Source organism: Deltaproteobacteria bacterium, assembly GCA_026388545.1.
Taxonomy (GTDB): Bacteria; Desulfobacterota; Syntrophia; order Syntrophales; family UBA2185; genus JAPLJS01.
On the sequence record JAPLJS010000086.1, the window covers coordinates 1 to 13,443 of the forward strand.

The window sequence follows — 13,443 nt, forward strand, 5'->3', positions numbered from 1 at the left end:
CAATAAAATAGGGAATGCCCTGGATACACTGAAGTTTTATCACGAGCGATCGGTCATTCGGAACGACATAGACCCGAAAGATGCACCCATGGACTTCAGCAGCCATATTGTGCTGGGCAAGTTTGTGGACACGGAAAGACCGACATTTATCGACAGCTATCAACAGGCATGCAAAGGTCAAATGAGTGACTGGCCGGATATGGGCAGTAAGGTCACGCCGGGAAATCAGGCAGGGCAGTGAGGTTTGTAACCATGAAACATGAGAGGCATGTCGTTATAACGGGTTTCGGTGGACAGGGAATCATCATGGCCGGTGACGTTTTGGGAAAGGCCGCGACCCTTTACGATAACAATTTTGCCAGCATGACGCAGGCCTACGGACCCGAGGCACGGGGCGGCGCTTGTTCGGCACAGGTAATCGTCAATGAAGAGGAAATCCTCTTTCCTTATGTAAAGGAGCCGCATGTCCTCATTTGCTTGAGCCAGGAAGGTTATTCCAAGAATGTCGGCAGCATGCGCAGAGGCGGCATTCTGATTTGGGATACGGACCTTGTCCAGACAAAAAAACTTGACCCGAGTTTCATCACCTACCATATTCCGGCGACCCGCTTTGCTGAAGAGCTGGGCAACAAGATGATGGCGAATATCGTGATGCTTGGATTTTTTTCTGCAGTGTATGATCTCATAAGCGTAAAGGCTTTGCGCAAAGCGGTACTGACTTCTGTCCCGGAGCCGACAAGAGAGATCAATGCGCAGGCCTTCGAACGGGGCCGCGAATACGGCGAGGCTATACTCAAGAGCCGGGCAAAGAAGGACAAGCTCAAGGATTAGCGATGCGCAATCTCCCCTCATTCAATAATAACCGGAAAAAGGCAATTCTCCTGGTTGGTTCCGGATACGGCGCCCTCAAGGTTGCTCAGGACCTCTCACAGTCAGGCCTGCCGCTCGTATGGGTTACAAAGGCAATTCACTTCCTGGAACTTCCGGGGGGGGTAAAACACTTTACCGAATGGCCGGTAGATTTAGACTTCCAGTTCCGACCGCTCTACCTCCAGGTAACTCGCCATCCTTTGGTGACGGCTATGACCCACGCACGGGTCGAGGTAATCAAACAGGGCACTGACGGTTATGAGGCCGTCATTATCCAGGACCCCATCTATGTGAACTATGATCTCTGTACCGGCTGCGGACGGTGTATGGATATCTGCCCGCTAAAGGATACGGACCATCCTCCCTTAAGAAGAACGCCTGCCTACTGCCCTTCCCGGGCGCTGGACTTAGACAAGCGTAAGATGAGTCCCTGCCGGGCAAGCTGTCCCCTGGGCGTGAACGTTCAGGCATATATGGCGCTGACAGCGGCATACCGGTTTGACGAAGCCCTCACAATCATCCGGGAAGACAATCCTCTTCCGGGCATCTGCGGACGGGTCTGTCACCACCCCTGTGAGGAAGCCTGTCGTCGCAGCATGCTGGACCAGTCCGTGGCGATATGCGACATCAAACGGTTTCTTGCTGATCAGGAGATGACAAAGCGAACTCCTCAGTTGCCGATAATTCAAAATACTAAACGGTCGGAAAAAATAGCAATCATCGGTGGCGGTCCGGCCGGCCTTACGGCTGCCTATTTCCTCAACCGGGAGGGTTTCGGCGTAACGATATTCGAGGCCCATCACGAGGCGGGAGGAATACTCCGTGTAGGAATCAACGCCTTCAGGCTCCCGCGCCACACGCTGAATGCGGAGATACAGGCCATTGTGGATGCAGGTGTGAAAATCAAGACCGACACGCCGGTCCACTCCGTTAAAGACCTCCTCGACCAGGGTTTCAAGGCCGTACTTCTGTGCACCGGCGCGCACCGTGATCTTCGCCTCAATGTTCCCGGTGAAGATTCGGACGGCGTCTTCGGCGCCCTGCAGATGCTGAAAAACCTGAACACCGGAAGAGATCCGAACATCCGGGGACGCGTGGTCATCATCGGCGGCGGCAACTCATCCATTGATGCTGCCCGGTCCGCCATCCGGCTGGGTGCGGACTCCGTCACGATCTGCTACCGCCGAAAGCGCAAAGACATGCCGGCGCATGCATCTGAAATCAAGGCGGCTGAGGAAGAAGGCGTTAAGATCGAATATCTGGCAGCGCCGATCCGGATTGTTTCCCGAAAAGGAAAAGTATCCGGCCTCACAATGATCCGCATGAAGCTCGGCGCCATCGACGAAAGCGGCCGCAGAAAACCCGAACCGGTGAAGGATTCAGAGTTTTTCCGACCGGCCGACACGGTTATCGTTGCCACAGGACAACAACCCCATTTGCAGGAAGGGGGTCTCGGCAGTCAGTTTATTATAGGCCGGGGCGGAAGAATTAGCGTGGATGAAAGGCTCTCTACGTCGTATCCGGGTGTTTTTGCCGCCGGGGATGTGGTTACAGGACCTGATACCGTAGTCGGGTCCATGGCGCAGGGCAGACGGGCCGCTGCGCGGGTTGTCGAATATCTGACGGCGGCATTTCCCTTGTGGGGTATGCCTCCGGACGAGTCACGCGGCACAGGAGAGCACGTAGAGATTTCCGCAGACACTCCCCGAAAGTTTCGGCCGGAGATGTCACAGCGTCAACCGAAGGTGAGAAGACACGACTTCGAAGAAGTGGACCTTGGCCTCACCGCGGAACAGGCGGTAGCGGAAGCAGGGCGCTGTATTCAATGCAGAGCCTGTTCCGAATGCCGTCTCTGTGAAAGCGTTTGCACTGAAATAGGGGCCATCGATCATTTCATATCTCCCCGGCGCATGACTATTACAAGCCCGACCATAATCATCGCGAGCGATGAAGAGGCCGCCCACCTTAACCTTGCCGATGGAAAGGAGATCTATCATGTTGGGGATTTCCGGCGTGCCAAGGATCTCGTGAATGTATTGATAGCCGGAAGCTCCTCGGCGGGCCAGGCCATGGCGGAGTGTTCCGCCCTGAGGATCACCGGCCCGCCCGCCCGCCCGGAGCGGGTTGAGCCTGACCGGGATGTGCGATTCGGAGTGTTTACATGCACCTGCAACGGGACCCTGGCGCCGGCGGGCGTTCTTGATCGTATCCGGGATATGGGTCGGTCCATGCCGGGCGTGGCCCATAGTGAGCTGATATTTTCGGCGTGTCACCCCCGCGGTTCGGAACTGATTGCCGATGCCGTGCGAAAGCATAAATTGAACAGGGTTATTTTGGCTTCCTGCGTGTGTTGCCCTCTTGAATTCCAGTGCATTTCCTGCAATGATCAGAGAAATCGCGCCCGCATCCATTTGTTTGACAGGCTCGGCCTTGACCGATACCGGTTTGAAACGATCAACATCAAGGATCATCTTGGTTCCCCTGATTCATCCGAGGATAGTCTTGTTGAGCGAATGCGTGATTTCCTGCGGGAGGCATTCATTCGCGCCCGATTCATGGGGCCGCTGCGCCAGGGTGTCTCAAAGATCGGGAACCGTATACTGATCCTTGGAGGGTCGGAAGTGGGCCTGAGCTGCGCGCTTAACCTGAATATGCAGGGGCTTAAGGTGCGTCTGATCCATCGATGCAGGTTGAAAGGTGAGGGGGATTTACCGAAGGATATCCGGGAAAGACCGGCAAACCGCATCCCGGGAGAGTGCATCACGCATGTTGAAGAGGCTCTCATTGAGGGAATCAGGGGCCATCTGGGAGATTTTACGGTCACAGTCCGCGAGGATGGTGTCCGCAAGAATTTCCACGCGGATATCGTGTGTCTTACAGACCTGAATGTGCTGCCCCTGGCGATTCCCGAAGGGATGTTCGGCCTCAAGAAATTCTACCGGTACAATTTCAAATTTTTCCATAGCCCCCAGATCGGCGTTTACCGTGTGATGCCGAGGACGCTCAAGAGGGTGACGGCTTTCCAGGCGGGGGCCGCCCTGGCTGCGCATGTGGCGACAACGGCAGCCGAGGCATTTCTGAAAGACCATGAACTCAGCCCCAGGGTCAATAAGGGACGATGTCGCGGGTGCGGCCGCTGTGTCGAGATATGTCCTTTCGACGCCGTCACGCTGGTTGCCAATGAGCGTGGCTTTTTCACGGCGGAGGTATTGCGTTATAATTGTGTCGGATGCGGCGGTTGTGTGGGACGCTGCCCCGTAACGGCCATGGACATGCCCTACTTTACCAACTGCCTCCTGGAAGAGATCGTGGCAGGCACACTGGCCGGTGAGGAATGACAATACTCCCTCCCACCAGGAAGGGAAGCGTTAGGCGGTTACGTCAAAAGCATGAGAGAAAAGTGATATGGATCAGGTTCGTATTTTAGGGATATGCTGCAACTGGAGCCCCTTTGCCTGCTACAACGCAGCTGGGATGACGGGAATGAATATGCCGTCCACCTTCCGCCTGATACGGGTGATGTGCATAGGCCGCATCAATCAGGCGCTGATCCTGAGGGCCTTTGAGTATGGGGCGGACGGGGTAATCCTCTTGGAATGCAAGGACGAAGATTGCCGTTATGGCCCGGGACCGGAGGTAGGCCATGAAAACGTGCACCGCGTCCGCAAGCTTCTCCACCTGTTGGGCATTCCCCAGGAGCGATTGGTGGAACACACATTTGGCGCCCATGATAAGGTAGCGCTTGTCCAAACCGTGTGGAAGTTTACAGGGGAAATGGAATCACTGGGTCCTCTGAAGGCAAAAAAAGGCCGGAAAGCGGAGGGATTGAAAAGGTGAAGGACCATAAGATCGATCAGATGATTGTGGACATGTCACTCTACCAGTGCCTGGAGTGCGGCAAGTGCACCACATCCTGTCCGCGGAGGCTTACGGGTAAAGAATACTCTCCCAGGCTTCTGGTGCACAAGGTGATTGCCGAGCGGGAAGATGAGGCCTATATCGAAAACTCGGTCTGGGAGTGTCTTACCTGCGGAATGTGTCGCGAACGCTGCCCTTCGGGCGTCGATTTCAACCGTTTCATCCTGGAAATGCGCACGCTGCTGGCCGAAACAAAGGGACTAAAGGGTTACAGGGCCCATGACGGGGCCATCCATTCCTGGATGAGGATGATGACCGACCCGGGACTTAAGCAGAACCGGCTTGACTGGGTGGATAGCAGTATCCGGGTGGCATCATCCGGTGAAGTGGCGTTCTTCGCCGGATGCGCACCCTATTTTGATGTCTTCTTTGCCGGCATCCAGGTGGATACGCTTTCCATTGTGAAGGACAGTGTCCGTCTCCTGAACTTCCTGGATATCAAACCGTTGCTTTTGCCGAATGAACGATGCTGCGGTCACGACCTGCTCTGGACGGGGGATACGGAAAACTTTGAGGCCCTCTGCCGGCTGAACTATCAGTCATTCAAAGAGGCCGGAGTAAGGGAAATCATCGTTTCATGCCCTGAATGCTTCCAGGTTCTCAGTGAACATATGCCCCGGGTCATACGCGGGTTTGATATGAAGGTTACCCTGCTTATGGACCTCCTGCAGCGGGAATTGCATAGGGGTGGAATGGACTTTCGACCGTTGAAAAGGAAAGTCACCTTCCAGGACCCATGCAGGCTCGTTCGCATGCTGGACCGTTTTTCCGGCCCACGGGAACTGCTCAATCTGATTCCGGAAATGAAGCTGCTGGAAATGGAAAACTCGGGCAGGAGCGCGACATGCTGCGGGAACTGCGGTTTTATCAATTGCGATGCCTATTCCAAGCAGATTCAGGTACAGAGGCTTCAGGAGGCCCGGGCGACCGGCGCAGACCTGCTTGTTACCGCGTGCCCCAAGTGCATGATTCACCTGACATGCACCATCCGGGATCGGCTGCACCATGGGAAAAAGATAAAAATGGAAATACGTGATATCATGTCCGTTCTTGCCGACCAGATCGAGTACAGCGGATAGAACAGAAAGGATAAAATATCCGTAGGACAGGCGTCTCGCCTGTCAGAATCGAAAACATAGGGGACAGGCAGGACGCCTGTTCTACCCGGCAAAAACACTTCATCATTTGGAAAGGTATGAGGAATGGAAGAGACAAAGCCAGATGACACCGTTAGAATAGGCGTATATGTATGCCAGTGCGGATCGAATATCGCCGGTGTGGTTGATTGCGCCGCCGTGGCTGAGTATGCAAGCGGACTGCCGGGGGTCGTGATATGCAGAAACCAGGGCTACACATGCTCCGAACCGGGACAGAACCAGGTCAAGAGTGACATACACGAATACAGCCTCAGCCGGGTAGTGGTAGCCTCATGCTCACCGCGGCTGCATGAAGCAACGTTCCGGCAATGTGTGAGCGAGGCGGGCCTAAATCCCTATCTCCTTGAAATGGCGAACATCCGTGAGCAATGCTCGTGGGTCCACGGCCATGATGCAGGGGAAGCCACAACCAAGGCCAAGGATCTGGTTCGCTCCGCGTTGGCACGGGTCCGTCTGCTGAATTCTCAAACGGAGATAGCGGTTCCGGTCAGGCGCTCCACCCTTGTCATTGGAGGCGGGGTAGCGGGTATACAGGCGGCTTTAGACCTGGCGGATGCGGGGTACAAGGTGGTGCTTGTCGAGAAACAGCCGAGCATCGGGGGCATCATGGCAAGGCTGGATAAGACGTTTCCCACCATGGACTGTTCCATCTGAATACTCGGCCCGAAGATGACGGATGCCGGTCGGCATCCCAACATTACGCTGCTGACGATGAGTGAAGTAAAAGAGGTCACGGGTTTCGTGGGCAACTTCCACGTGCGCATCCTGAAGAGGGCAAGATACGTGAAGGAGAAGGAATGTACGGCCTGCGGGGATTGTATCGAGACCTGTCCGGTCATCATTCCTGATGAATTCAATATGGGACTGAGCTCCCGCCGGGCCATCTATTCACCCTTTCCGCAGGCAGTCCCATCTGCGTATGCCGTGGATATTACCCACTGCCTCGGTCATAACCCGGTCATCTGCGGAAAGTGCATCGAAAAATGTAAAAAGCATTGCATCGACTTCGACATGAACGACGAAGAGGTGATCTTCGACGTCGGCACCATAATCGTGGCTACGGGAATGGACACCTATGATCCGACCATCCTGGAAGAGTACGGGTACACCCGCTACGAGAATGTTTTAACGAGCATGGAGCTGGAGCGGCTGATCAATGCCGGAGGCCCCACCAATGGGGAAGTCATCCGCCTGACGGACGGGAAAATCCCCCAATCAGTCGCCTTTGTCCAGTGCGTGGGCTCCCGTTCACAGCGGCGGGGCAGGCCGTACTGCTCGAACATCTGCTGCATGAACACGATAAAGAGCACGATCATGCTGAAGGAGCACTATCCCGATATCGAAATTGAAGTGTTCTACATCGATATCAGGGCCTTCGGTAAAGGATTCGAGGATCTGTTCCGGCGGAGCAAGGGTATGGGTGTCCGATACATCCGGGGCCTCCCCGGCAACATCAAACAGGACCCCGAAAACCATGACCTGATACTGACCGTTGAAAACACGGCGACGAACGAACTGGATATCCACCGCACCGGAATGGTGGTCCTGGCTGTTGGCGTCGAGCCGCCTTCCGACATGAAAATGATTCAGGAGATGCTGGCTCTGCAGACAACGCCGGACGGCTTCTACCTTGAGGCCCACCCGAAGCTTCAGCCCGTGGATTCGGCAACCCGGGGCATATTCTTCGCGGGTTGTGCAGAAGGACCCAAAGACATCAAGGATTCGGTCACCCAGGCCTCCGCGGCCGCTGCACGGTCTATGCGCCTCATGAATCCCGGCATGCTCACGGTAGAGGCGATTACGGCGGAAGTCAATCCCGATCAATGCAACTCCTGCGGCCTGTGTGCCAAGGTATGCCCGTACAATGCGATCACCGTGGATACAAAGGCAAAGACGGCCGCAAAAGTGACCCAGGCGGCATGCGCGGGATGCGGCTCGTGCGCGGCGGAATGCCCAACGCTCGCCATTACCATGAATCATTTCACCGATGCACAGATCGAGGCGCAGATTGATGCAATCCTGGACAAGGATGCGGCCGATCGAATCTTGATCTTTGCGTGCAACTGGTGTTCCTATGCGGGAGCCGACTTTGCCGGCGTCTCACGGCTCCGCTACCCGCCTAATACGCGCCTGATACGGACCATGTGCTCGGCCAGGGTGCACGAAAAGTTCATCTGGCGTGCCTTCGAAAGGGGGGCTCCGGTAGTCCTGGTTTCCGGCTGCCATATCGGCGACTGCCACTACATCAACGCCAACCACTGGACGGAGCGGCGTATCAAGAGAATCTGGAAAAAGATGGAGAAACTCGGCCTGCGTACCGAGAGGCTGGGTCTGGAGTGGATCAGCGCCGCGGAAGGTCTCCGCTTCCAACAGGTCATGGAGCGCATGGAGAAAATCAGAAAAGGCGTCACGCCTGAAGAAATCACCGGGACGCTGCGCATCCTCAAGGAGCAGAAAAAACAGTCACGAGAGTGATTTTTCAGAATCTTCGAGGGCAGGCTCGATTCAACTGATCACGCATGCAGATCTATGCCGGTCTGATTATGGAGATACTTGTCCACTAATTCCAGCATGGCGCTGATTTTGAAAGGTTTTGAAAGGCAGGGGTATCCGAATTTTAAAACGTCTTCATTTAAATCGCGTTTGACATTTCTTAAGCCAAAAAATCCACTGATATAGATAACTTTAATTTTGGGATTTTCATTTCGAATTTTTTTCACTAATTCTATACCGGTCAATTTTGGCATAACCACATCGGTAAAAACAAGATCAGGCTTAAATTCTTGAAAGACTTCATATCCGTTTTCACCGTCTACGGCGACCCTTACATCATAGCCTTCCATTATAAAAACATCACGCAGGGTTTCCTGAAGGCCGAACTCATCTTCTACAACCAGTATTTTTTTCTTTGTCCGAACTTCTTCATGCAAACCCTTCTTGAGCAGACCGATCAGATCAGCATCACTTGTCTGACTGATCAGTTTGCTGATGAGATTAAGCCGCTGCTGCAGACTTTTTGCTTTCTCTTCATTGCCGGGATTCAAATCGGGGTGATAGACTTTGCTCAATAAGTGATAACTGGATTTAATATACGATAGAGCGCTGTTTTGACCCAACTCACTGTAAATTTCCCGGGCTTTCTCCAATAGACCCAGGTACGTGAGTTCCCGCTCGATCAATATTAAGTTATCCATAGCTTTTGCGGACACATTATTTACCGGTGTTCAATACATTAACTGCCGATAGTCGCTTTTTCATTAAGCATTCAAGATGACGCTGATCGGTGATTGTTTTATTTGTGCTTTTTTGGGATAAAATGAAGGAAATGTCAAGATAAATTTGTTATTAATTTTCGATAGAAAGCAGTGATCACCTGAAATTTCACAAAATTATACGGCAAGGAGGAAATCAATACCTCGTTGATTTCCATTGACAGATATAATTATTTTCCTTACTCTTTCAGGCAGCAAGATAGACGATATCGTTAAACGGTTCCAGGAGACGCCTTGCATGAAAAAACTGTATTTATCCTACACCGACAAAAAGATCGGCGGCGTATGCGGAGGTATCGGGGAATACTTTGACAAAGATCCGACGCTGATAAGAATTCTCTTTATTATGGCAATTCTGTTCTCATTTGGATTCGGTATTCTTGCCTATCTGGCAATGTGGCTTATAATTCCGAAGAAACCTGATGCATTTCAAGATCGGGTTTAGGATCACAAGATTAAAGATATTCTATATCTAAAGGATATGGCAGATGGCTGGTAATCATGTGTTGACAACGCACGGTATAAGGAATATTAATTTTCCACATTAAAACGGTAATTGAGGAGGAGAGAGTATGATGAAAAAAGTTTTATTGAGAATTTTTATGATAAGTCTTGCCCTGGTATTTATCAGCACTGCCGGCTTTGCAGCGGATGAGGTTAAATTAATCAATATCAACTCCGCAAACAAAGAAGTGCTGATGACCCTACCCGGTATCAGTGCAGCTTACGCACAGAGGATCATTAGTGGTCGTCCGTATGCAAAAAAGGATCAGCTCAAAACGAAGAAAATTATACCTGCTGACGTCTATGAAAAGATAAAGGACAAGATCGTCGTAAAACAACTTTCGTAGAAGATGTGAACAATACGTTTTGGTGATTAAAAAAAGATAAGCCCCGGAGGTGCTAACCGGGGTTTATTTTATTGGAGTAATGCAACCGCTATTTTTTTGTGCTAAGAAGCGATCATGGTAGAACAAGAGGCTGTTATTATAAGAGAAGATTTGGCAAAGGAGTGGTCGCACCGCTGGCTGATAGGCCTCGTTAATTTTTGTCTCAGCTTTGCTGCTATGGCTTCCTTTATTTTTATTCCCCTGCTTGGCGCACAGTTGGGGGCGTCTGATTTTGAGATCGGGCTGGTGGGCGCCGCCTACGGGATCGCATTTTTGTTTTCTTCTCTTTTTTCGGGGTGGAAATCCGACCATCTGGGAAGGCTTCTTTTTGTGCGGTGGGGGCTTTTGATAAGCAGCGCGGCCTTTGCCATCCAGCTTTTGGCCCACAGTGTTCCGGTGTTAATAGCTGTTCGGGCGGTTGTGGGGTTTTCCCTGGGCATCGCTGTTGCGGCAATCATTACCTACGCGTTTGAATCCGGCGCCAATATGGGGAAATACAGCTCTTACGGATCCCTCGGCTGGATTTTCGGCGCCGTGGCGTCAGCGTTGATCGGTGATATCAAGCTTCTTTTCTGGCTTAGTTTTCTGTTTTGCCTGATGGCCTTTTTCCTCTCCATGGCCTTTAAAAAAGTGCCGTCACACCATTTCTCCAAACCCCCCAATATGTGGCACGTCATGCGCCGGGATTACAGGATTTACCTTGCGGTATTCCTGCGGCACCTGGGAGCCAGCGCCGTCTGGATCATTTTTCCACTGTATCTGGCCTCTATAGGCCTCGATAATTTTTGGATCGGTCTTTTGTGGGGGGTTAACTTTGCCGTGCAGTTTGTGGTTATGCGCCAGTTGGAGCGGTTTTCTGAATTCAAAACGTTTTTTTACGGTCAACTTCTTTCACTTTTTGTGTTTACGGCATACATTTTTGTAACCGACCGGTTTTGTCTGATCATAGTACAGGCGCTCATGGGCGTGGCCTGGTCCTGTCTTTATGTCGGCGCGCTGCTCATCGTCCTGCGAAGCGGGGCAGAAAAGGGTACTTCCGGCGGTATATTCCAGTCTACACTGAATTTGTGCAATGCCGTAGGGCCGCTGCTCGGTGGCCTTATTGCCCAGGGATGGGGATACCGCGGGGTCATGTTTTTTGCCGCTGCCCTTTGTTTTGCCGGAATGTTCGTATCCGTGCCGGCGAAGCGGAGCGTGCCCGGGAGTTAGTACGCTGTCTTATGTATAAACATACTCTTCATTTCTTTCGCACTTTCTGTGAAAGAGTGTGACAGTTGTGAAAAGAAGGGAGAAAAATAATGCTCTACAGTAAACCCGTGACAGAAATCATCAAGCAGCGCTTTTCCTGCCGGTCATATTTTGAAAAGCCCATCGCGAAAGATAAGCGGAAAAGCCTGGCCGGTTTCATATCTTCGACAGGGACAGGACCGTTTGGTACACCGGCGCGTTTTCAACTTATCGCCGCAACAGAGCAGGATCGAAACTCTCTGAAGGGACTGGGGACGTACGGATTCATCAAGGGTGCAACGGGTTTTATCATGGGCGCCGTGGGGCATTCCGAAATGAACCTGGAAGACTATGGCTATGTGATGGAGCGCGCCATTCTGTTTGCGACGGACATCGGGCTGGGTACATGCTGGCTTGGAGGAACATTCACCAGGAGCCGCTTTGCGAAGAAGATTTCGGCGGAGGAGGGGGAGTTGATTCCGGCGGTAGCGTCCATCGGATATAGTGCAGACAGAGGCCGGTCCGGGGTCACGATGCGCCAGCTTGTAGGAGGACATAACCGGCAGCCCGGGGAGAACATGTTCTTCCGGGAGAGTTTTGGAGTTCCTCTTTCTCCTGATGAGGCCGGAGCGTATGCTGTCCCGCTTGAAATGGTACGGATAGGGCCGTCCGCTTCAAACAAGCAGCCGTGGCGAATTATCAAAGACGGGAACGCCTGGCACTTTTACCTTCAGAGGACCAGGGGGTATGGCAACAGCCTTACTTTCAGACTCCTGGGATTGGCGGATTTGCAGCGTGTGGATATGGGCATTGCGATGAGCCACTTCGAACTCACCGCCAAAGAGCTTGGCCTGAAAGGCAAATGGGTCATCCAGGAACCGAAGATAGAAAAGCCGGACAGGCTGACTGAATACACCGTAAGCTGGGCAGGTTAATTTTAATGACCCCATTTAACAATGACAGGATACATTGTATTGGAAACTGATTCCCCTATCTTCGGTCTTGGTCAGAGTGCCCTTGATTACATCGGGATAATAGCGGCATATCCGCCGCCCGATGTAAAATGCGAATTCACGAATATGGATATTCAGGGAGGTGGCGTTGTGGCAACGGCGCTCGTCGCCCTGAGCCGTTGGAGGCTGCCCTGCTATTTTGCCGGCGTTGTGGGAAATGATGTCTTCGGCGTAACCATTGCGAAATCGCTTCGTAAAGAAGGTATCGACACAGGCGGCCTTATCATACGAGAGGGCCATTCTTCCCAGTTTGCCTTTATCGTCAGTGAACCCGGCATAGGCCGTAGAACTATCTTCTGGCAGAGACCGACGGGGATGCCGTTACAGCCTGATGAGCTGGATATGGAGGTGCTCCGAAGAAGCAGGGCCCTCCACACGGACGGACTTTTTGCGGAGGCATCAATCTTCGCATGTCGCAAGGCCAGGGAAACCGGTATCCCGGTGGTTGTGGACGCGGGAACTCTCCGGGAGGGCATGCTGGATATTGTCCCCTTTAGTGACTGCTTTATCACTTCGGAAACTTTTTCGCAGGCAATGGCGGAAAACCACCTGGAGACCTGCCGCATCCTATCAGGGCTGGGAGCCCGTTTCGCCGGTGTCACCCTGGGAGAGAAAGGATATATAGCCCTGGTCGATGGCCGGATTATTCAAAAGCCCGCGTATCCGGTAAAGGCAATAGACACCACAGGGTGCGGCGATGTATTCCACGCAGGCGTCACCTACGGCATCGTGCACGGGTGGGATGCGGAAAAGTGCCTCGACCTTGGAGCCTGGGCTGCGGCTCTGGTCAGCACGCAGATGGGAGGACGAAAAGGAATTCCCACCTACGATGAATTAAAAAACAAGGGATATTGATATTCCACCCCCCTTGTCATTTCGGCCCATCCCTGTCATCCCGGACTTGATCCGGGATCCAGATTTCTTTTGCCTTGGTCCTTGAAACTTTCACCTTGTCCCTTCTTCACAGAATCACGAAAAACCACTTGACTGATTCCCTATTCAGGTATACTTTTCTCTTAAATTTCAAATGGATATTGAGCCCAACATTACAAAATCCTGATGGGTATTCCCGGGATTTCTATAAACAGGAAGCAGC

General features: G+C 52.5%; 13 protein-coding genes. 12 read left to right on the forward strand and 1 reads right to left on the reverse strand.

Features of this window, described 5'->3' with window-relative positions:
- The 7 genes from NTW12_10455 to NTW12_10485 all read left to right on the forward strand — a co-directional run.
- Positions 1–241, forward strand: a 241-nt coding sequence (locus tag NTW12_10455) for a hypothetical protein (GenBank protein MCX5846755.1), incomplete at its 5' end; no start/stop codon positions are given.
- An 11-nt stretch (positions 242–252) separates the two neighbouring features.
- Entirely contained in the window at positions 253–831 is a 579-nt protein-coding gene (locus NTW12_10460; protein ID MCX5846756.1) for a 2-oxoacid:acceptor oxidoreductase family protein, read from the forward strand.
- A gap of 2 nt (positions 832–833) precedes the next feature.
- Entirely contained in the window at positions 834–4,208 is a 3,375-nt protein-coding gene (locus NTW12_10465) for an FAD-dependent oxidoreductase (GenBank protein ID MCX5846757.1), read from the forward strand.
- Positions 4,209–4,275: 67 nt separating this feature from the next.
- Positions 4,276–4,707, forward strand: a complete 432-nt coding sequence (locus NTW12_10470) for a hydrogenase iron-sulfur subunit (protein MCX5846758.1) — start codon at positions 4,276–4,278, stop codon at positions 4,705–4,707.
- The gene (locus NTW12_10475) at positions 4,704–5,867 is read left to right on the forward strand and encodes a (Fe-S)-binding protein (GenBank protein ID MCX5846759.1); all 1,164 of its coding nucleotides are present in this window, start codon (positions 4,704–4,706) and stop codon (positions 5,865–5,867) included. The genes NTW12_10470 and NTW12_10475 overlap by 4 nt, the downstream gene beginning before the upstream one ends.
- A gap of 123 nt (positions 5,868–5,990) precedes the next feature.
- Entirely contained in the window at positions 5,991–6,599 is a 609-nt protein-coding gene (locus NTW12_10480) for an FAD-dependent oxidoreductase (protein MCX5846760.1), read from the forward strand.
- Between the two features lie 15 nt (positions 6,600–6,614).
- The gene (locus tag NTW12_10485; GenBank protein MCX5846761.1) at positions 6,615–8,420 is read left to right on the forward strand and encodes a hydrogenase iron-sulfur subunit; all 1,806 of its coding nucleotides are present in this window, start codon (positions 6,615–6,617) and stop codon (positions 8,418–8,420) included.
- 38 nt (positions 8,421–8,458) lie between these two features.
- Here the strand turns inward: NTW12_10485 and NTW12_10490 are convergent, their stop codons facing one another.
- Positions 8,459–9,139 (reverse strand): response regulator, encoded by a 681-nt coding sequence (locus NTW12_10490; protein MCX5846762.1) that lies wholly within the window; start codon positions 9,137–9,139, stop codon positions 8,459–8,461.
- Between the two features lie 316 nt (positions 9,140–9,455).
- On the opposite strand from NTW12_10490, the gene NTW12_10495 reads away from it, so the two are divergent.
- The 5 genes from NTW12_10495 to NTW12_10515 all read left to right on the forward strand — a co-directional run bounded on the left by NTW12_10495 (position 9,456) and on the right by NTW12_10515 (position 13,202).
- On the forward strand, positions 9,456–9,662 hold the full coding sequence (locus tag NTW12_10495) for a PspC domain-containing protein (protein ID MCX5846763.1): 207 nt from the start codon (positions 9,456–9,458) through the stop codon (positions 9,660–9,662).
- 127 nt (positions 9,663–9,789) lie between these two features.
- Positions 9,790–10,068: a helix-hairpin-helix domain-containing protein gene (locus NTW12_10500; protein ID MCX5846764.1), complete on the forward strand. Its 279-nt coding sequence runs from the start codon at positions 9,790–9,792 to the stop codon at positions 10,066–10,068.
- 114 nt (positions 10,069–10,182) lie between these two features.
- Positions 10,183–11,316: an MFS transporter gene (locus tag NTW12_10505; protein ID MCX5846765.1), complete on the forward strand. Its 1,134-nt coding sequence runs from the start codon at positions 10,183–10,185 to the stop codon at positions 11,314–11,316.
- Positions 11,317–11,405: 89 nt separating this feature from the next.
- Positions 11,406–12,269, forward strand: coding sequence for a nitroreductase (locus tag NTW12_10510; GenBank protein ID MCX5846766.1), 864 nt, complete (start codon positions 11,406–11,408; stop codon positions 12,267–12,269).
- Positions 12,270–12,308: 39 nt separating this feature from the next.
- Positions 12,309–13,202 carry a PfkB family carbohydrate kinase gene (locus tag NTW12_10515; protein MCX5846767.1) on the forward strand — a complete coding sequence of 298 codons (894 nt, stop codon included), beginning with the start codon at positions 12,309–12,311 and terminating at the stop codon, positions 13,200–13,202.
- The last annotated feature ends 241 nt before the right edge of the window (positions 13,203–13,443 follow it).